The organism is Alteromonas sp. ABH4_457 (assembly GCF_056160625.1).
This window is the reverse complement of sequence record NZ_JBSWXN010000002.1, coordinates 388434-407293: the sequence shown is the minus strand read 5'-3', so window position 1 is coordinate 407293 and position 18860 is coordinate 388434. Positions and strand designations below refer to the sequence as shown.

The following is an 18860-nucleotide window of genomic DNA, read 5'->3' as shown; positions in this document are numbered from 1 at the left end:
CCGGCAGAGCCGGCCCGGTGGCGAACTGGTTTACGCGCCGGGATTCAGGCGGGCAACCAGATAGTCCAGTAATAACCGGACTTTGGTTGATACATGACGGGTTTGCGGGTATACCGCCCATATCCCGTCATCATCGATTTGTTGTGCAGGCAGTATCACTTTCAGGCGGCCTGATTCGATATCATCAGCGACGTAATAATCAGGCAGTTGAATGATGCCCAGATGCTTGCGTGCTGCATCGCGGATCCCCACGCCACTGTTGCAACGCAGTCGTGCGTTTGGAAGCCGGTAGGTGACGACTCTGCCATTTACATTAAATTGCCAGTGGGCCGATGTGCCGGCAATGCACTGATGCCTGGCAAGGTCGGCCACCGACTGAGGCAGGCCATACTGTTCAAAATATTCCGGTGAGGCGCAGGTGAATAACGTCCGCGAGCCTAACCGGCGGGCAATCAGCGATGAGCTCTCGAGGTGACCAAGCCGGATAGCCAGATCGTAGTTTTCCTGTACTAAGTCCACAACCTGATTTGTCAGATTCAGGCTGACCTCAATGCGGGGATGCAGCGTAAGAAAGTCATTAACGACCGGTGCGATGATCCGTTCGCCGTAAGTTACGGGGGCTGTAAGCATGAGTTTGCCTGAAGGCGTGAGCTGTTGTTCGGAGACGAAACGTTCTGCGTCATCAAGCTGGTCAAGAATGTGACGGCATTGATGATAGAACTGCTGACCAAGCTCTGTCGGCGTCACTACACGGGTGGTGCGGTTTAACAGCCTTGATGACAGGCGGGTTTCCAGTGCGCTGACCTGGCGGCTTACTTTTGCGGTAGAGATACGCAGTTTTTTCGCTGCCAGCGTAAAGCTGCGCTGCTCAACAACCGCCACAAATTCAACAATACCGTCTCTGTTCATAAAGCCCTGCTGGTAAATGGTTCTATTATTGCATTTATGAAAAAGTGATTTTCATATTGCGTGTATTGTTACATAACTGCGACTGTTTAGAATAGTCCGACACACATCGAATAAAGGATAAAACAACATGGCTGACGTAATTACTTGTAAAGCCGCGGTAGCGTGGGAAGCGAAAGCGCCGCTGTCTATTGAAGAAATTCAGGTTGCACCACCTAAAGCGGGTGAAGTGCGGGTAAAAATTCTTGCCACAGGCGTGTGTCACACCGACGCGTTTACCCTGTCGGGTGAGGATCCTGAAGGGGTATTTCCTGCCATCATGGGCCACGAAGGCGGTGGTATTGTTGAGTCAGTTGGCGAAGGGGTAACCTCTCTGAAAGTGGGCGACCATGTTATCCCGCTTTACACCGCCGAGTGCGGAGAATGTAAATTCTGTACATCAGGTAAAACCAATTTATGCAGCGCGGTACGTGAAACTCAGGGTAAAGGTTTGATGCCTGACGGTACAACCCGTTTCAGTTGTAATGGTAAGCCAATTTATCATTATATGGGTTGCTCCACGTTCTCCGAGTACACGGTTCTGCCTGAAATTTCGCTGGCTAAAGTTAATCCTGATGCGCCACTGGAAGAAGTGTGCCTGCTGGGTTGCGGTGTGACCACAGGTATGGGCGCGGTACTCAATACGGCGAAAGTTCAGGAAGGTGACACCGTTGCTATCTTCGGACTTGGCGGCATTGGCTTATCTGCCATTATCGGTGCAACCATGGCGGGAGCAGGCCGCATTATCGGTATCGACTTGAATGAATCCAAGTTTGAACTGGCTAAGAAATTAGGGGCGACTGACTGCATCAACCCTAAAGACTATGACAAGCCGGTTCAGGAAGTGATTGTTGAACTAACCGACGGCGGCGTTGATTATTCTTTTGAATGTATCGGCAACGTGAATGTGATGCGTTCTGCACTGGAATGCTGTCACAAAGGCTGGGGTGAATCAGTGATCATCGGTGTAGCCGGTGCCGGCCAGGAAATTTCAACCCGCCCGTTCCAGTTAGTGACCGGCCGTGTATGGCGTGGTACTGCATTTGGCGGCGTGAAAGGTCGTTCGCAACTGCCCGGTATTGTTGAAGATTATCTGGCGGGTAAATTCGCTCTTAATGACTTCATCACTCACACTATGCCACTGGAAGAAATAAACGAAGCGTTTGATTTGATGCACGAAGGAAAGAGCATCCGGTCTGTGATCCACATGGCACCATAATTCATCGTAACCATACGGTATGGCGTCCCGAAGTTCGGGGCGTCCTTGCCCCTAGTCGGTTGGACTTACTGGTTCATGATACGGGAAACGTTCTCAGTTACGCTTACCGCACCCTGATATATTTCATCCATCACAGCCTGCACACTGCCGATTTGCTCAGCATTCAGGTCAACTTTGGATTTCACTTCGGTCATTTTCTCACTGGCTTGTTGTGCCAGACCTTTGTTTTCACCTACTACCGATTCAATCTCTACCGTTGAGTCACTGGTACGTTTAGCCAGCTGGCGTACTTCGTCTGCTACCACGGCAAAGCCACGACCCTGATCGCCGGCACGGGCTGCCTCGATAGCCGCATTCAGCGCCAGCAGGTTGGTTTGATCAGCAATGCTGCGGATAGTAGAAACGATGGATTCAATGTTGGCTGACTGGGCAGTCAGTTGCTCAATCAGTACGTTTGCCTGATCAACTTCTTTCAAAGTGGCGTTAAATACATCCACGGAATTGGTCAGTGATTCTGTTCCCCGTAATGCAATTTGTGACGTTTCTTCTGAAATCGACACCGCGTGTTCCGATGCACTGGCGATGTTACTTTGTTCAATCACTTTTTGCGTGATGTCTGAGGCAAACTTGATGATTTTATAGACTCTACCGTCAGCAGAGTAAATGGGGTTGTATGTCGCTTCCAGCCACAGCACTTCGCCTGCTGCATTCTTGCGTTTAAACTGGCCGGACTGGAAATTGCCTGCTGCGAGAATGTCCCAGAAATTAGGATTGTCGATGTAGAAATCATCGTAACAGAACATACGGTGATGCTGACCCTGAATCTGGTTCAGGCTGTAGCCCACGGTGGCCAGAAAATTCCCGTTTGCGTTAAGGATTGTGCCGTCCGGGGTAAATTCAATCACTGCCATTGAACGGTCCAGGGCATCAGAAATCGCTTTGTTGGCTTCTGCTGTTTCTTTTTGCTCAGTGATGTCGCAGCAAATTTTTAGTACTGCAGTTACTCTTCCGTTTTCATCCAGAATGGGTTCATAAGAAGCCTCCAGCCACACACCTTCACCACTGCGGTGTTTACGGTGAAACTGACCGGTTTGGGCATGGCCGTCGCGCAAGTCACGCCATAGCGCTGCATAAGCGGTACTCTTTGTTAGCTCACTAAAACACAGTGCACTGTGGTGCTGGCCAATCAAATCACCGCTTTGAAAACCGAAAATAGACGCAAAAATCTGATTGCATTCAATCACGTTGCCATCCGGCGTGAAAATAACGTAGGCATTGTGACGTTTTACTGCGTCAGAAAAGGCTTTATATTCGTTAATTGCCTGTGTTAATCCGGCGATTTCTTTTTCGTATGTAGACTTAAAAGCTAACATCTCATTTCTCGCGCATTGTTATTAGTATTTATATTTATGGTACTTTTATTCGCCAGCTCTGTGAGTTAGTCAAAAGTTTAGTTTTACTTAATCAACTGAAATAAAATGAAATTTATCTATTTCCATGCTTTTAAAGTGGTTATTATAGGTATAAATATGCATTAAATATCAGACTTTAGTAGCGTGTCTGACCGCCCGGTCCGGTTTAACTCAGACCCCAAATTATAAGGATGGGAAAGCCCATGAGTGCAGATTCGAAATTTCAGTTCAGTAAAATCACCGTGTCTCTTCACTGGATAGTGGCGATATTGATGATCGCTTTATTAGCTGTCGGTATTTACATGACAGAGAATCATGACTACAGCCTGTATCCGTTACACAAATCTTTTGGTGTGGTCGTTCTGGTATTTGCTTTTGCCCGTGCCGTATGGCGGGTGAAAAATGGCTGGCCGGTGCCGGCGGGAAACTATAAAGCGTGGGAGCATATGCTGGCCGGTGTGATTCACTGGGTACTGATCCCCGGTACGCTTATCCTGCCAGTGTCCGGCATCATCATGTCATCGATGGGCGGGCATAACGTTCCGTTTTTCGGGTTTGATTTAATTCCCGCTAACCATGACCCCGTTAATCCTCAGGATGTGCTGCCAAGAAACGAAGGCCTTTCAGAGGTGGCAGGTGAAGTGCACGAGATAGTGGGCTATCTGCTCATCGCAGCCATCATTCTTCATGTGGCGGGTGCGCTTAAACACCACATCATAGATAAAGACGGTACGTTGCAGCGTATGCGCGGAAAGAATATCGGCTAAGGGAATAACAAATACTTAGTGCCCTTCACCGGGCACGCTCTTTTTCCTGTCACACTGCTACCCGTAAACCTGTGCTGACGTAAACCCGTGTTGAACATCGTCTATGGCAGGCTTATTTTCCCCATGTTGGTATTGGGAATACCGAACAGATTGCCTTCAAAGCAAGGGCTGCCGGCCAGCGTTTCATTGGCGAGAATGGCAAATAGCAGGGCTTCTTTCGCATCAGCATCTATGCCCAGTTCAGACAAATTTTTAAGACTGATAAAGTCCGGCAGTTCATCCGCGATAGCTGCCATGAGTGCTTTATTTCGCGCGCCGCCCCCGCTCACGTACACCATTATCGCTGATGTGCTGGTGGCAGTCATGATAATGCCGTGGGCAATCGCTTTAGCAGTAAATGCTGTCAGTGTTGCTACAACGTCTTCGTTAGGAATGTACAGGGTTTGACTGCGTAATCGTGCCTGATTCAGATAATCCAGGTTGAATACCTCGGGTCCGGTGGTTTTCGGCACAGGACAGGAAAAGAAATCATGGCGTAGCAATTCATTAAGCAGATTTTCATTCACGTTTCCTGACAATGCGATGGCACCGTCTTTATCGAAGCGCTGCCGTGCATAGTGCCGGGAGACAAAGGCATCAATGATGGTATTGCCCGGGCCGATATCGGTGCTGAATACTTCAGCGGGATGATTACCGGCGGGCAGCCAGGTGAAATTGGCGATGCCGCCGATGTTCAGTAAAACACGGTTTTCCTGTTCGTGGCTGAACACGAGGAAATCTCCGTAAACCGCCAGTGGCGCGCCTTCACCACCTGCGGCGATGTGTTTCTGACGAAAATCAGAAAGTGTAATAATGCCGGTGCCTGTAGCAATCCGGTCACCATCGCCGATTTGTAATGTGCCGTTGCCGTATTCAGGCAAACCGTGCTGTTCCCGCGGGCAGTGATAAATGGTCTGACCGTGACTGGCAATACAGTCGATTTCTTCTTTATCCACTTGCCACTGGTTCAATGCTTTATTGATTAAAGACGCATGATATTCGCCAACCCACGCATTCAGTAACGTGACTTCCTGCAAGTCTACATCACGCTTTGCAAATACACGTTGAATTGCCTGGCGGAATTTGACGTCATAATCGACAGTCATAAACCGCTCGATACGGGCTTCAGTCTCTTTTCCTGAGCCAGTGATGTTACACAACGCGATATCCAGGCCGTCCAGCGATGTACCGCTCATTAGTCCGAGAATTTTTCGCTGTGGTTTGCTACCAATATGGTACAGGCGTTCAATAAATTTATTCATAATCATCTTTTGCCGGTTAGGTATTTGTGCCGGTACAGGGTGCCGGAAACCGTTTCTTACTGCTTATCCGGAAGCAGGTTTCAGGGCAAATGCACCTGACAAACCTAGCATATAAAAATAAAATATTCTTGATCAAAAATGTAACATGAGATAAAAAATCTCTCAGCCAATTCCTGAATTACGATTACTGACTATCGGGGTACAGATATTCTATGCCACTAATCCGCCACTTGAGCAGACGATATTTTCAAATAGCGGTATGCTTAAGCTGCCTTAACCTGACTCCTGCTAATGCTATGACTGCTGACACTGATACGCAAAGTATACGGCGCGATATTGCGCAAAAACTCATGCCTGACTTCCGCTATTTTTGTGCTGGCAACGAAGAAAAATGCCGCGAGCCGGTTACGGTTTTACCGCAGGAGTTAAAAGACTTCGTCGCTGAGTCCGGCGTGGGCGGCGTCATTTTGTTCAGTGAAAACTTATCCTGGCCAGGCCAGATTGCCTCGTTGACCAGCGATTTGCAGCAGGCTGCGACGGGGGAAAGTGACGGAGAGCCGCTGTTTATTGCCGTTGATCAGGAAGGGGGGCGTGTATTCAGAACTCCGCGGGTCTTCACAACTGACTTTGCCGGCAATATGGCGATTGGCGCAACCATCGGAGAACATGGTACCCGCTTTGCCCGTGAAAGCGCTGAAATCATGGCGCAGGAGCTTAAGCTGTTAGGTATTAATACCAACTTCGCTCCCAATGTGGATGTAAACGCCAATCTGGCGAATCCTGTCATTAACGTGCGTTCTTTCGGGCAGGATCCGAAAGTGGTGGCGCAAGCCGGGGAAGCGCAGGTTGAAGCCATGCAGTCGCAGGGAATTCTGGCCACACTGAAGCACTTTCCCGGCCATGGTGATACTCACACAGACAGCCATCTGGCTTTGCCGGTGGTCGATCACAGCCGCGAAATGATTGATGCGGTGGACTTGTACCCGTTTAAAACGATTATCCGTGAGGCGTCGCCGGCCATGGTAATGACGGCGCATATTCAGTATCCGCAATTAGATGACAGTAAACTCAACGACAAGTCCGGTCAGCCACAAATTAAGCCGGCGACATTGTCGAAAAAAATCCTCTCCGGGATCCTGCGTGATGAGCTGGGTTTTAAAGGGCTCATCGTGTCTGATGCCATGAACATGGCCGGCATCGCAAAATTCTTTGACCAGACTGATGCGGTAGCGGCTTCATTTTCTGCCGGTACGGATATCGTCGTGATGCCACTGCCGGTCCACAGTGACAGGGGTATACGCGCCTTCAATGAATTACTCGATGCCCTTACACAAAAGGTATTGCAGGGTGAGCTCGACAGAGAGTTAATTGCAGAATCTGCCGCAAGGATCCGGAAAACAAAAGCTGACTTCAGGCTGGCTGCACACTTTACCCCGTCACCTGAAAAACTGGCGGCTTCTCTGGCAGACAACAAGCGGCGTGCCCAGTTACTTGCCGATGCTGCCATCGCGGTTGTTAAAGGCAAACCTGCTGACTTTGTCATTCCGGAAACCGGCAACGTACTGGTTCTTATGCCGGAAGAAACCGTATGCCGTGCGGTGTCTTATCACATGTCACTGTACCGTCCGCAGCAGCAGGTTACCTGCATGAGCTTGCAGCAACTTAACAGGCCTTCGCTGGACAGTGCCATGGCGCAGGCAGATACCGTAGTGGTTGGCAGCATGACACCGGCGCCCAGTCTGGTAGAACTGGGCGGTATGGAAGACATGGACGTCAATACAAAGCAGATCATGGGGTTTGATGAGGCGCAGGCTTTATTGCCTTCATTACTCGAACAAGTCAAAGAAACAGGAAAACGCAGTATCCTGGTGTATTTGCGGATGCCTTACGACGCCATGCAACTGAATACCTTCAGCGATGCGGTGCTGGCGACTTATAACGCCAATGTGTATGCCCTGTCTGATGAACCTGACGCGCCCTATACTGGCGGCACGATGGACAGCCTGGTAAGAGTACTTACCGGCATGTTAAAGCCGCAGGGCGGGATCCCGGTATCTCTCGACGAGGTAAGCGCGCCCGGGGCTCATGACTAAACCATTCCGGATGTTTCTGAAAGCCGCTGTTATCGGCATGGCGACCAGTGTGTCAGCCCATGCCGCACAGTTGCAGGGGCAACTGGTATTACAGTCTGAAGCAACCTCAACACCTCTTACCGGTGTATTTTCAGTGCCCGGTGACCACGCCAGATTGCGTATTATGCCGGCTGTTGTCAGCGAGGTGCGCATTGAAGTGAATGACAGGGTGGTCTTCGACGGCATATTGGACCCGGCTGAAAATGAACAATATATACTGACCAGTAAAGATGCGGTGAAAACTGGTGAAAATGCACTGTCAGTACAAGTGAAAACCGGCGATGTAGCGGTGTCTGTAGACTATCCGGAACTGGAATTTGCAAGTCCGGAAGAAGGATTAAACGCCGCGCAAAGAAAGGCATTGCAACAAACGTTGCAGCCATTTATTGGCACTGACCCCGATAAACACCTGTTTCCCGGCGTTGCTCTCCTTGTCGCCAGACAGGGTAAGGTGCTGTATTCCGCGGGTCAGGGTATGGCGCAATATCAGTTAATGAACTCCGGCCGTCTGCATTCTCTGGCATCGCCCCGCAAGGTCACGGCAGACACGGTTTTTGATTTAGCGTCCGTGACGAAGGTGGTCTCCACCACAGCAGCAGTGATGCATCTGGTAAGTGAACACCGGTTGTCACTGGACGATACGTTGGGCGACTTGCTGCCCGGCTTCAGTCAAACAGATAAAGCCGGTATCACTGTGCAGCAACTGCTGACCCACCGCAGCGGCTTATGGGAGTGGCAACCACTCTGGCTGCACAAAAGGCAAAGCCGTGACTCTGTCTTCGCCTGGCTGGCGTCGCTGGAACGACGTTACGGGATTGCTGAAAAACGGGCATATTCTGATATTGGTTTTATGTTACTGGGTAAAATCGTTGAACAGATCAGCAAAATGCCGCTTAACGACTACGTATACACGTTCGTTCATCGGCCTCTGGGCATGAACAGAACCCGCTATTTACCACCGGAAAGCTGGCTGGATAATATCGCCGCCACGTCGCAGGGCAATCCCTACGAGCAACACATGGTAAGTTCATCCACACCATACCCTGTAGTAGAAAATCCGCCTTTTGAGCGCAATTTTGATAGCTACCGCGATTACACGTTAACCGGCGAGGTGAACGACGGCAACGCCTGGTATGCACTGGAAGGTGTGGCAGGTCATGCCGGTCTGTTTTCTGCTCTGCCGGATCTGGCAATCTATTGCCAGACGCTGCTCAACGGTGGTGGTTATGGTAACGCCATGCTAACCGGGCCTGAGACGCTGGCAGCGTTTCTGAATACGCCTTACGATACTGGTCAGGCGCTGGGTTTCTGGCGTTACGAAGACGGGGAGGGACGGGAAAGCTTTGGTCATGCCGGCTTTACCGGTACTCAACTGATGTTCCGGCCTGACGATGGCCTGATTGTCATCATGCTGACAAACCGCCAGCACAACGGTTTACGGCAGGACGGTACCTATCCGTCTGTAAAACCTGCCTGGCAGGCAATTCTGAGTGTGGTGGACAGTTTTCACTAATTTACCGCTTCGTGGCATGCTGAAGCCGGAAAGTACGATAAATGTAATAGCCCGTAATTATCGACACTGCCAGCATGGCAGCACTGAAGGCGATCTGCCATCCGGACTGTACCTCCAGACCGTTTCCCATCAACGCAAACAGCACCATTTGAGGAATATAACCTGCTGCTGATCCGCCAATAAACGGAGCCGGTTTTACCGACGTGACTCCGGCAACAAGGTTAATAATGTAGTTGCTTCCAAGTGGCAGAATACGCAGTGTGAATGCTTTTAAGAACACCTGCTCTGCCAGAAACCGGTTAACTTTTTTAACTTTGCCGGCAAAAAGCTTGTTTACGGTATTTTGCGTCAGAAATCGGGCACTGAAGAAACACACTGAACAGCTGATAGTTGCAGCCAGCGTTGAATACACTGCACCCTCCACGACACCAAAAGCGTAACCCGCCATTAATGCGACGACTTGTCTGGGTAAAGCGCAGGTTAGCAGACAAGTGGCGACAAAAATGAAATACAGCGCCGGTGCCTTTCCGGCAGAGCGGAAATGCGTGTCTATCCATTGTTCGTTGAAATCTGACAAAGAGGGAAAGAGCGTAAAAACTACGGTAATGGATGCACAAAGCACTACGAGAAATATCAGCCTGAGAATGGCATGGTTCATTTTGAACAGGGTGACTGCAGAGTGGGCGTTAGCCATGGACTGAATAAGAAGATGCCCGCAGGCGGATGCCGCGGGCATAAATACGAAATGAAGTTACTTCGCTTTACCTTGTTTGGCAACGGCATCCATCATCGCTTTAATCGCTTCAGGGTCGCCCAGGTATTCTTTAGAAATTGGTTTCAGATCGGCATCCAGTTCATATACAAGAGGTACACCGGTAGGAATGTTCAGTTCCAGCACTTCTTCTTCTGACATACCGTCCAGATACTTAACCAGTGCACGTAAGCTGTTACCGTGAGCGGCAATAACAACGCGTTTGCCATCCTGAATGGTAGGACGGATAACGTCGTGCCAGTAAGGCAGTACGCGGTCGATGGTCAGTGCCAGACTCTCTGCACGAGGCAGAATGCTTGGATCAACGTGGCTGTAACGACGGTCATGGCCGGGGAAGTGTTCGCTGCTTTCTTCAACTGCCGGAGGTGGTACGTCGAAGCTGCGACGCCAGATTTTTACCTGGTCTTCACCGTGTTTTGCTGCAGTTTCTGCTTTATCCAGACCTGTCAGGCCACCGTAATGACGTTCGTTCAGGCGCCAGTGGCGTTGTACAGGCAGGTAATGCTGTCCCATTTCTTCCAGCGCGATGTTCAGCGTTTTGATTGCGCGCAGCAGTACAGAGGTATAAGCGATGTCAAACTCAAAGCCTGCATCTTTCATCAGTTTACCCGCGTTCTGTGCTTGCGCAACGCCGGTTTCAGTCAAATCCACATCGTGCCAGCCAGTGAAGCGGTTTTCCAGATTCCACTGACTTTCGCCGTGACGGATAAGTACCAATTTATACATAGAAGTTCCCTAAGTCCTGGTAATAGAAAAATGGTAAAGGCATACACACTGCTATGCCAATTTTACATTCGAAAGTGCCGCTATCATCCTTTATTCGCGGTTAAAAATCCAGTTTGAGGAAAGATGTTATACCAGATGATTTTGCTCAAAGCTTGACCATACGGGCGTTTCGGGAGAATTAGGCATGTGTCAAAAATCAGTCTGGTCTGAAATGTGCCTTATCAACAGTGAGTATGAATTTCCGGATGCGCCAGTCAGCATAAACTGAGCGACAAACCGGCAGTAAGGATTATCATCCCGGGCTATACAATATGCGCGGTTTAACGACCGCGGGCGAATAGCTCAGGCATGTCTAAGTTAGTCAGGAGTGATAACTATGTGTCTTGATACGATCAAAATTCAACGTAAACGTGGAAAAGCCATTAAAACAGGCGAAAGCCGGGCTGAAAATGAAACCCGTACCGGTAAGCAATATCGCTATAAGGCACGGGGCACACGAACTTCACAACTAGTGAACAAAGCGGTATCTCACCCAGTTTACGCCAATTAAAGAGAAAAGGCCGGTTTAACCGGCCTTTTTTCATTTAGAACAAAGCGTTCTATATCAGTGAAAAAGATTCCTGCAAACACTTAACCGCAGCCAGTGTTTTTACTGGTGTTGCATCATGTTTCGGTGCAACCGCGTAGACATCATATTTCGACGCTTTCCATTCAGGCAGAATGTTCACCAGTTTGCCAGTTTCAATGTACTCTCTGACTTCCGGCTCAGGCAGCACGGCGTAACCGAGGCCATCCAGAGTCAGGCGGATTAAAGCTTGTACCGAGTCCACCATCAGGCGGGGCGGATCAGGCAGAGCTTTATCTTTTCCTTCCTGTGATTCCACATAATCCCGCATTCCCGGATGAGAAATATACGCATGGGGTGCTAAATCAGTACTGTTAACGGTATCCAGATCTGCCAGCGGATGATTTGCTGCCACACAGACAATCAGATCCCAGGTGGCCAGATGACGGCAGTGCAGATTGACGTCGCTTACTTCCTGCAATGAAATCGCAAGATCTGCACCGCTGGCAATGACATCAGTAGTCTGGCTGGTTAATTCCAGTGCCACTTTAATTTTGGGAAATTCAGACAGTAATGCCTGCAAAGGTTTACTCAGCAGACCACCACCGAACCCTTCCGGCGCGACAATACGTAAGCGGCCTGAGGGGGTTTCCTGAAGTTGCTCAATCTGGTGCTGAGCCTCTTCTGCCACACGGATAAGTTCCATGCTGGTTTTATAATAAATGTGACCGGCCTCTGTCAGGCTGATGTGTCTGGTGTTACGGTTAAACAGACTGAGTCCGATTTCCTGTTCCAGTTTGCGCAACTGCTGGCTGATGGCAGACACGGTCATGTGAAGTTTTTTGGCTGCGATACTCATGTTGCTGGTATTAGCAACTTCAACGAAAATTTGCAGCGAACGGAGAAGCTTGGTGTTCATATAGCGAATGATTCCTGTGAAATCTCAGAAGAAATGAGTTGAGAATTCATGCGAGTCAGTTTAGTCTAAATGGAAATAATTCTCATTTCTTGGTAATCCTTACTCAGCCAGAATAAGGGTGCGGGCTGAAAGAGTCGATTCCATCACGTTCAATTTGTAGGACAACGGGATAAACAGCTTGTTCCGGCGGGCTTACCAGGAGAAAGGGGAAGATTCCGACCCGGAATATACCGGGAATATGAATGTGCGCTGACATTAAAATTGTTCATTTAAGGAGTGTCTGTTAATGGGATGTACCGTGGTACGCCAATTGTCATCAGCAAAACGCCGTGGGTTAGCTGGTGCCGTTCTGTCTTTATCTCTCGCTGTTTTTCCTGTTGTGTCTCATGCCAGTGAAGTAAAGGTTACCTTGCCCCGTCTGTCTGTCGCTGAATACCATGCACCTTATGTTGCCGTCTGGCTGGCTGATGCTAAGCAGAAGCGGGTAAAAGACGTTGCCGTATGGTATGACGTGGAAATGGAAAACGGTAAAGGCGAGAAATGGCTGAAAGACTTGCGCCTGTGGTGGCGTCGCAGTGGCCGCAGTGCTGATTTACCTATGGACGGAGTAAGCGGTGCCACCCGTCGTCCCGGTGAGCACACCATCGACTTGTCCGGACAGTTCGATGATATTCCTGCCGGAGAATACACCCTGTACGTTGAAGCTGCCCGGGAACTGGGTGGCCGCGAAGTATTAAGCGTGCCTGTCACATTGCCTGTTTCTGCATCGCAACATCAGGTTGCAGAAGGTGAGCAGGAACTGTCTGAAATTGAATTAACTTTGGAGCCATAAATGAAAATTAAACATCTGATCGGTACCGGCGTTGTTGCTTTGTCTTTAATCGCAACACCGGCACTGGCTCACCGTGCATGGATTAAGCCGACAACCACTGTTGTGTCCGGCGATGACGAGTGGATCAGCTTCGATGCTGCAGTGGCAAATGGCATTTTTACCCCTGATCACTTCGCACTGGGCACAGAAGGTATTACGGTAACTTCGCCTTCCGGTAAAGAAGTGGCGAAGCAGCACGAACAGAAACTGCGCTATCGCAGTGTTTTCGACATCAATGTGAAGGAAGAAGGCACGTACCGTGTTGAAACAGCATCCCAGTCGCTGATGGCATTCTGGAAAGACGCAGACGGTAAGCGCCAGATGTGGCCTGGTCGCGGTAAAACCGGCACGCTGGAAGAATTCAACAAAGCAGTACCGAAAAAAGCAGACGGTCTGGAAGTGGTCGAATCATCACGCCGTATTAATGTATTTGCTACTCTGGGTGAACCTTCAGAAGATGCCATCAAACCTTCAGGTAAAGGCCTGGAGCTGGATGGTAAAACGCATCCGAATGACCTGTATACCGGTGAAGAAATCAGCCTTGGTTTTCTGATGGATGGCGGTGCTGCCACCGGCACGAAAGTGACTATTGTAAAAGACGGTGAAAAGTATCGTGATACTGACGATGCGATGAACCTTACAACCGACGCTGACGGCCAGATTGCAGTTACCTTTGAGGAACCGGGCATGTACTGGCTGGAAGCTGAGTTTGAAGATGACAACGCAAAAGCACCGGCGCAGAAACGCCGTGGTATGTTCGTTCTGGTAATGGAAGTATTACCTCTGTAAACCATTTATTTTTTGCTAAATGGCAGCGCAGTTATCGCTCACTGACGAGGTAACTGCGCATTGTGTTTCTCCAGTATTTCCGCTTAAAATCCTTAATTCTTTTTACACATCCGGATTTTATCTATGACCCCTTCCATCACCGGTGCCCGCTCACTGGTTTTTGCATTATTTTCGTTGCTGATGCTGGGTGGCTGTGCAACGCCCTCCGTAGTAGCCCCCGCAGATAACACGCTTTCAACAGAAGCTTTCGGACCAAAGCAGTTTCAACAGGAAGGTTTTACTGCCGTGGTGGTGGCATACGGGCCTGAAATGAAGGGGATTCTGGGCCGTATCGAGGCTGATCCCGGCGCTCAGATCACGGAGGTCGTGAAGTACAAAGGTGTGACTTACCGTATAGGTAAATACCATGATGAACCCATTCTTGTATTTGCGACGGGCATGAGTATCGCCAATGCTGCACTGACCATGCAGATGGCTTTCGATTATTTTCCTGTGAAACAGGTGGTGTACATGGGGATTGCCGGCGCGGTGAATCCGGACTGGCAGCCCGGCGATGTGATTGTGCCTGAGCGCTGGTACTATCATGATGAAAGCGTGTACACCAATCCGGATAAACAAAACCCGGGCAATTACGTGTTGCCGGAATATTACGCCAGATTTTTGCAGGAGCAGCCGGAGCGCAGACAAGTGGATCCGCACCTGCCGGCATACAAGAACTTTCATTTCATCCAGCCTGACGAAGTGCTGATCATTAAAGACGGCCTGGATGAGCCGGTGGATACGGCTTATTTCTCTGCGACTCCCCGTTTGCTGGATGCAGCAAGAAGTGCCATGCTGGCCTTACCGGACCAGATGATTCTGGGCGAACGCAAAGCAAAATTAACGGTAGGCGGTAACGGCGTGACCGGTTCGGTATTTCTGGATAACCGCGAATACCGCCAGTGGACACGTGATGTATTTAAAGCCGAAGTGACAGAAATGGAATCTGCAGCAGTCGGTCAGGTTTGCACGATAAATGATGTAGATTGGGTTATAATTCGTGCAATCAGCGATCTTGCCGGCGGGCAGGAAGGCGTAAATGTAGAACATATCTACGATCAGGAAGTGTCGCGGGTGGGTGCAAACGTATTGTTTGCTGTACTCGACGCATTAGCCAGGGAAGATTAATGGCTGCGAAGGTTATACATCAGTATAACTTTCGTATTTTGTTAACGCATTATTCTTTTTTATTGGTTATGCTGGTATGACAAGTTGTTCAGGTTGTAGTTATGTTTAAAATTCTCGTTGTCGAAGACAGTCAGATAGTCCGTAAAATTTTAAATAAGCTGGTGGAAGATAACCCCCACTTTCACAGTGTGCTGTGTTCGGATTATGCTGAAGCAAAGCAAAAGCTGGACAGCGGCGAAGAATTTCTGGCAGCGATTGTCGACCTGAACCTGCCCGACGCTCCGCGTGGTGAAATCGTAGAACTGATGCTCTCTCATGACGTACCTACGGCCGTACTGACCGGTAATTTTGATGAGACATTACGTTCCTCTCTCATTGACAAAGGCGTACTGGACTACATCACCAAAGAATCCCGTTATTCCTACATGCAGGTTATCAAGCTGATTGACCGCCTGCGTAAAAATCTGACCACCAAAGTACTGGTGGTTGATGATTCCACTACCAGCAACTCTTACCTGTGTGCTTTTCTGCGTAAATTCCGTTTTCAGGTGTTGTCAGCATTTGACGGAGTGGAAGCGTTGCAGGTACTGGCTGAAAATCCGGATATCAAGCTGGTTATCTCTGACTACATGATGCCGAATATGGACGGCTTTGAACTGGTTAAAGCCGTGCGTCAGGATCGTAACTTCCAGGACCTGGTGTTTATTGGTTTATCTGCCAACGGTAACAGTGTGTTATCTGCCAAGTTCATTAAAAGCGGCGCAAATGACTTCCTGAGTAAGCCGTTTTATCACGAAGAGTTTTTTTGCCGGGTGCTTCAAAACCTCGAAGCCCAGGAGATGCTGGTCACCATCCGTGATTCTGCGAATCTGGATGCACTGACAAAAACTTACAACCGGCGCTACCTCTTTGAACAGGGTGAAGCACTGTTCAAAAATGAAGGGCGTCTGGGCGGGCTTACTGTTGCTATGATCGACGTTGATGACTTCAAACCGGTTAATGATACTTACGGTCACAAAACCGGCGACCATCTGCTGCAGGAATTTGCCAGTCTGATGGGAGATTGTTTCGGTAAAGATCTCTATGCCCGCTATGGTGGTGAGGAATTCACTGTAATTTCCACTCGTGATTACGCTGCTTTGCTGGACGACTTGAATATCTTTCTGACAAAAGTCCGCGAGCATGAGTTCACCGAGCATCGTCTCAATCTTACCTGCAGCATAGGCGTGTGTGCGGAAGAGATGCAGAATCTGGAACAGCTGGTAGAGAAAGCTGATGCGCGGTTATACCGTGCTAAATATTCAGGCAAGGATCAGATTGTCGATATGGATTAATGCTGTTCACTGAGCAGCAAAGATAGCGGTGTCTTTGGTCTGGGACTGGCCAGTAAAAGAATTACAATTTGCAAAAGGATATTTGTATGACCCGTCTTTTCCGTCTGCCGGCGATGTGCTGGCTCGCTTTTATTATGCTTTTCCCTGCTCTCAGTGCTGCCGGTGACAGTGTGCCGGCCTCTGTGGATGAACTCGACGCTGCTATTGAAGAAATCTTAGAAGACAGCCACATTCCCTCAATGGCATGGGCCGTCATTCAACCCGGCCAGGCCGCCCATATTAATACCTTCGGGGTAAAAGCGCCCGGCTCATCTCAGGCGGTAACGCCTTCCACAACTTACCGTATTGCTTCCATCAGTAAAATGTTCGTGGGTATCGCTGCTATGCGACTTATCGAACAGGAACGCATCAATCCAGAAGACAATGTCAGGGACGTTTTGCCTGATCTTCAATTTGAAAACCCCTGGCAAGCGACTCATCCGCTGAAGGTTAAGCATTTACTTGAAAGTACCACCGGCTGGGATGACTTGTCGCTGAAGGAACACGTGTATGACAATGCTGATGTCATGCCTCTCAGTGAAGCGTTCGGGATAAATCCTGACAGCAGGGTATCCCGCTGGGCGCCCGGCACCCGTCATGCGTACTCTAATTCCGCGGCAGTGGCCACCGCTATGCTGATAGAGCAGGTAACCGGTCAGCCTTTTACAGACTATATCCGCGATACCCTCTTTATTCCCCTTGGATTTGAAAATACGTTTTACGCAGAGCCTGAGCAAAACAGCGATGCTGCATCCGGCGTCAGCGGTGGTCAGGTTGTGCCTCATCAACACTTGTTGATGTATCCGTCAGGCGGCGTCTCATCCAGTATCAATGATCAGGCTAAGTTGCTGGCATTCTTTACTGGGCGCGGTTCGCCACTGCTCAGCATAGACAGTGTTAACCGCATGGAGGTAAGTGATACCACGAATGTGTATCACTTCGATGGTGGTTACGGCATCTATAATTTTGCCCGCTACTACGGCGGATATGCCTACCGGGGACATGACGGGGCGTTAACCGGCTGGACATCAGAGCTGGCGTATTCTCCAAAGGGTGGATACGGGTTTGTGATTTTGCAGAATAGCGATGATGCCAGTGTACTGTATAAGGTGGGAAGAAAAATCAGTGACTTCCTGGTTTCGCAGACAGATACTCCTTCAGTGATAAGTCAGCCGGTACCGGATGAATGGAAGCAAAAGTCCGGCTACTACCGGTTTATTAATACCCGTATAGAAAAGCAGTATTTTATCGAGCGTCTGGTCGCTCCCGTTATGATTGATGTGGAGGATGACGGAGCTAAGCTGTCCAGCGTGTTTCCGCCGGGTTGGAACCGGGAATTAACCTACGCCGGTGACAATCGCTGGCAAAACGAAAAGGGTGAGATTGTGATGGCAGCGGCCACGGATCCCCTTGCCGGTGAGGTTATTCATTACGGTGATCGCGTACTGGTGAAAGTCTCAGCTTTAAACGCTGTCGCCGATAAAGTCGTGTTATTTGCCTGGTTAATCTTCTTACTTATCGCTTTGTTGTATACACCTGTCTGGCTGATAAATAACGCCAGGGGGAAAATTACCACGGTACACGGAAAACAACTCCGTAAGTGGATGTCACTGTCAGCGGTCAGTGCATTTGTTTTTCTGCTTTCGCTGGGCATTGGCATGAGCAATCCCTTTGCTTATCTGGCGGCCCCGGGGTTAATTTCGGTTGTCTTGTTCATCAGCTCTGTTGTTCTGCCTTTAGTGACAATATGGGCCTGTATTCAAACGGTAGTTTACAGCCGTTCAGATGCATCCCGCTGGCTGAAGGGCTTTGTGCTGATATTCATTGTGCTGCAGCTGATGGTTGCCGCTTATCTTGCGTATTTCAATGCGGCCGGCATCGTTTCCTGGACATAAACAGTAAGGGCTGACAGCGCAATGCTGTCAGCCAGCCCGCACTCTCAGTGCACGTTACGGGTGTATTCGATGGTTTTGGTAGCAAGCCGCACCTCTACCAGAAATACCAGTAAAGCTGATATCAGTGATGCCATTGCCAGAATAAACAGTGTGATGACCAGCGTATCGAGATTGATGCGCCATAATTCACCGGAAAACAAAGTAACAATCACCGAGCACACCAGCAAACCTGCTGTCACACACAGGCCGATCGCCCAGTTAATCACCCCCACTCTTCGCCACAGCATAATAATTTCACGTTTGTTTTTCTGGATCCGCTCAGCATCAGCAAAGGTTTGGATATTCCGTTCAGCTACCCGTACGCGGTCGGAAATACGACCCAGACGGCCAGACATCACGTTCAGAAAGCCGGCGATACCGGCAAGTAAAAATACCGGCGCAACGGCAATTTTAATGAGTTCAGAAAGGGGGGTGATTAAAGTATCCAATGAATA

17 protein-coding genes are annotated in these 18860 nt (G+C 49.4%); 10 read left to right on the top strand and 7 right to left on the bottom strand.

The window, feature by feature from the left end:
* Positions 1 to 30 precede the first annotated feature (30 nt).
* Positions 31 to 909, bottom strand: a complete 879-nt coding sequence (locus ACXAGR_RS04945; RefSeq protein WP_474848462.1) for a LysR family transcriptional regulator — start codon at positions 907 to 909, stop codon at positions 31 to 33.
* Between the two features lie 127 nt (positions 910 to 1036).
* On the opposite strand from ACXAGR_RS04945, the gene ACXAGR_RS04940 reads away from it, so the two are divergent.
* Positions 1037 to 2164 carry an S-(hydroxymethyl)glutathione dehydrogenase/class III alcohol dehydrogenase gene (locus ACXAGR_RS04940; protein ID WP_303572258.1) on the top strand — a complete coding sequence of 376 codons (1128 nt, stop codon included), beginning with the start codon at positions 1037 to 1039 and terminating at the stop codon, positions 2162 to 2164.
* Positions 2165 to 2229: 65 nt separating this feature from the next.
* On the opposite strand, the gene ACXAGR_RS04935 is transcribed toward ACXAGR_RS04940, so the two are convergent.
* Positions 2230 to 3537, bottom strand: a complete 1308-nt coding sequence (locus ACXAGR_RS04935; RefSeq protein ID WP_474848460.1) for a methyl-accepting chemotaxis protein — start codon at positions 3535 to 3537, stop codon at positions 2230 to 2232.
* A 242-nt stretch (positions 3538 to 3779) separates the two neighbouring features.
* Between ACXAGR_RS04935 and ACXAGR_RS04930 the strand changes: the two genes are divergently transcribed.
* On the top strand, positions 3780 to 4343 hold the full coding sequence (locus ACXAGR_RS04930) for a cytochrome b (RefSeq protein ID WP_474841869.1): 564 nt from the start codon (positions 3780 to 3782) through the stop codon (positions 4341 to 4343).
* 101 nt (positions 4344 to 4444) lie between these two features.
* Here ACXAGR_RS04930 and ACXAGR_RS04925 read toward each other — a convergent pair whose 3' ends face one another.
* On the bottom strand, positions 4445 to 5644 hold the full coding sequence (locus ACXAGR_RS04925; protein ID WP_474841867.1) for an anhydro-N-acetylmuramic acid kinase: 1200 nt from the start codon (positions 5642 to 5644) through the stop codon (positions 4445 to 4447).
* Positions 5645 to 5940: 296 nt separating this feature from the next.
* Here ACXAGR_RS04925 and ACXAGR_RS04920 point away from each other — a divergent pair, with 296 nt between their 5' ends.
* Together ACXAGR_RS04920 and ACXAGR_RS04915 are read left to right on the top strand one after the other, a co-directional pair.
* Positions 5941 to 7737 (top strand): glycoside hydrolase family 3 protein, encoded by a 1797-nt coding sequence (locus tag ACXAGR_RS04920; protein ID WP_474848458.1) that lies wholly within the window; start codon positions 5941 to 5943, stop codon positions 7735 to 7737.
* Complete coding sequence (locus ACXAGR_RS04915; protein WP_474848456.1) at positions 7730 to 9289, top strand: serine hydrolase domain-containing protein; 1560 nt, start codon at positions 7730 to 7732, stop codon at positions 9287 to 9289. Before ACXAGR_RS04920 ends, ACXAGR_RS04915 begins: the two co-directional genes overlap by 8 nt.
* Before the next feature lies 1 nt (position 9290).
* Here ACXAGR_RS04915 and ACXAGR_RS04910 read toward each other — a convergent pair whose 3' ends face one another.
* Positions 9291 to 10025: a TVP38/TMEM64 family protein gene (locus ACXAGR_RS04910; protein ID WP_474841862.1), complete on the bottom strand. Its 735-nt coding sequence runs from the start codon at positions 10023 to 10025 to the stop codon at positions 9291 to 9293.
* A gap of 15 nt (positions 10026 to 10040) precedes the next feature.
* Entirely contained in the window at positions 10041 to 10787 is a 747-nt protein-coding gene (gpmA, locus tag ACXAGR_RS04905; protein ID WP_119502966.1) for a 2,3-diphosphoglycerate-dependent phosphoglycerate mutase, read from the bottom strand.
* A gap of 376 nt (positions 10788 to 11163) precedes the next feature.
* Here gpmA and ACXAGR_RS04900 point away from each other — a divergent pair, with 376 nt between their 5' ends.
* Positions 11164 to 11337 carry a hypothetical protein gene (locus ACXAGR_RS04900; protein ID WP_303572246.1) on the top strand — a complete coding sequence of 58 codons (174 nt, stop codon included), beginning with the start codon at positions 11164 to 11166 and terminating at the stop codon, positions 11335 to 11337.
* Between the two features lie 49 nt (positions 11338 to 11386).
* On the opposite strand, the gene ACXAGR_RS04895 is transcribed toward ACXAGR_RS04900, so the two are convergent.
* On the bottom strand, positions 11387 to 12271 hold the full coding sequence (locus tag ACXAGR_RS04895; RefSeq protein WP_474841859.1) for a LysR family transcriptional regulator: 885 nt from the start codon (positions 12269 to 12271) through the stop codon (positions 11387 to 11389).
* 286 nt (positions 12272 to 12557) lie between these two features.
* On the opposite strand from ACXAGR_RS04895, the gene ACXAGR_RS04890 reads away from it, so the two are divergent.
* The 5 genes from ACXAGR_RS04890 (at position 12558) to ACXAGR_RS04870 (ending at position 18366) form a co-directional block, all read left to right on the top strand.
* Positions 12558 to 13103, top strand: a complete 546-nt coding sequence (locus ACXAGR_RS04890) for a DUF2271 domain-containing protein (protein ID WP_474841857.1) — start codon at positions 12558 to 12560, stop codon at positions 13101 to 13103.
* Entirely contained in the window at positions 13104 to 13931 is an 828-nt protein-coding gene (locus ACXAGR_RS04885) for a DUF4198 domain-containing protein (protein ID WP_119502963.1), read from the top strand. It abuts the gene before it with no gap.
* Between the two features lie 123 nt (positions 13932 to 14054).
* Positions 14055 to 15098, top strand: a complete 1044-nt coding sequence (locus ACXAGR_RS04880) for a 5'-methylthioadenosine/S-adenosylhomocysteine nucleosidase family protein (RefSeq protein WP_474841855.1) — start codon at positions 14055 to 14057, stop codon at positions 15096 to 15098.
* A 101-nt stretch (positions 15099 to 15199) separates the two neighbouring features.
* Positions 15200 to 16432, top strand: a complete 1233-nt coding sequence (locus ACXAGR_RS04875) for a diguanylate cyclase (RefSeq protein WP_474848454.1) — start codon at positions 15200 to 15202, stop codon at positions 16430 to 16432.
* Positions 16433 to 16518: 86 nt separating this feature from the next.
* Entirely contained in the window at positions 16519 to 18366 is a 1848-nt protein-coding gene (locus tag ACXAGR_RS04870) for a serine hydrolase domain-containing protein (protein ID WP_474848452.1), read from the top strand.
* 44 nt (positions 18367 to 18410) lie between these two features.
* Here ACXAGR_RS04870 and ACXAGR_RS04865 read toward each other — a convergent pair whose 3' ends face one another.
* Positions 18411 to 18854, bottom strand: coding sequence for a DUF2721 domain-containing protein (locus ACXAGR_RS04865; RefSeq protein WP_119502960.1), 444 nt, complete (start codon positions 18852 to 18854; stop codon positions 18411 to 18413).
* Positions 18855 to 18860: the final 6 nt, after the last annotated feature.

Bases quoted from the DNA above. Each gene is read 5' to 3' on its own strand.
- ACXAGR_RS04900 (WP_303572246.1), top strand. From the start codon at position 11,164: ATGTGTCTTGATACGATCAAAATTCAACGTAAACGTGGAAAAGCCATT.
- ACXAGR_RS04930 (WP_474841869.1), top strand. From the start codon at position 3,780: ATGAGTGCAGATTCGAAATTTCAGTTCAGTAAAATCACCGTGTCTCTT.
- ACXAGR_RS04940 (WP_303572258.1), top strand. From the start codon at position 1,037: ATGGCTGACGTAATTACTTGTAAAGCCGCGGTAGCGTGGGAAGCGAAA.
- gpmA (WP_119502966.1), bottom strand. From the start codon at position 10,787: ATGTATAAATTGGTACTTATCCGTCACGGCGAAAGTCAGTGGAATCTG.
- ACXAGR_RS04945 (WP_474848462.1), bottom strand. From the start codon at position 909: ATGAACAGAGACGGTATTGTTGAATTTGTGGCGGTTGTTGAGCAGCGC.
- ACXAGR_RS04925 (WP_474841867.1), bottom strand. From the start codon at position 5,644: ATGAATAAATTTATTGAACGCCTGTACCATATTGGTAGCAAACCACAG.
- ACXAGR_RS04885 (WP_119502963.1), top strand. From the start codon at position 13,104: ATGAAAATTAAACATCTGATCGGTACCGGCGTTGTTGCTTTGTCTTTA.
- ACXAGR_RS04870 (WP_474848452.1), top strand. From the start codon at position 16,519: ATGACCCGTCTTTTCCGTCTGCCGGCGATGTGCTGGCTCGCTTTTATT.
- ACXAGR_RS04910 (WP_474841862.1), bottom strand. From the start codon at position 10,025: ATGCCCGCGGCATCCGCCTGCGGGCATCTTCTTATTCAGTCCATGGCT.
- ACXAGR_RS04890 (WP_474841857.1), top strand. From the start codon at position 12,558: ATGGGATGTACCGTGGTACGCCAATTGTCATCAGCAAAACGCCGTGGG.
- ACXAGR_RS04875 (WP_474848454.1), top strand. From the start codon at position 15,200: ATGTTTAAAATTCTCGTTGTCGAAGACAGTCAGATAGTCCGTAAAATT.
- ACXAGR_RS04915 (WP_474848456.1), top strand. From the start codon at position 7,730: ATGACTAAACCATTCCGGATGTTTCTGAAAGCCGCTGTTATCGGCATG.
- ACXAGR_RS04920 (WP_474848458.1), top strand. From the start codon at position 5,941: ATGACTGCTGACACTGATACGCAAAGTATACGGCGCGATATTGCGCAA.
- ACXAGR_RS04935 (WP_474848460.1), bottom strand. From the start codon at position 3,537: ATGTTAGCTTTTAAGTCTACATACGAAAAAGAAATCGCCGGATTAACA.
- ACXAGR_RS04895 (WP_474841859.1), bottom strand. From the start codon at position 12,271: ATGAACACCAAGCTTCTCCGTTCGCTGCAAATTTTCGTTGAAGTTGCT.
- ACXAGR_RS04880 (WP_474841855.1), top strand. From the start codon at position 14,055: ATGACCCCTTCCATCACCGGTGCCCGCTCACTGGTTTTTGCATTATTT.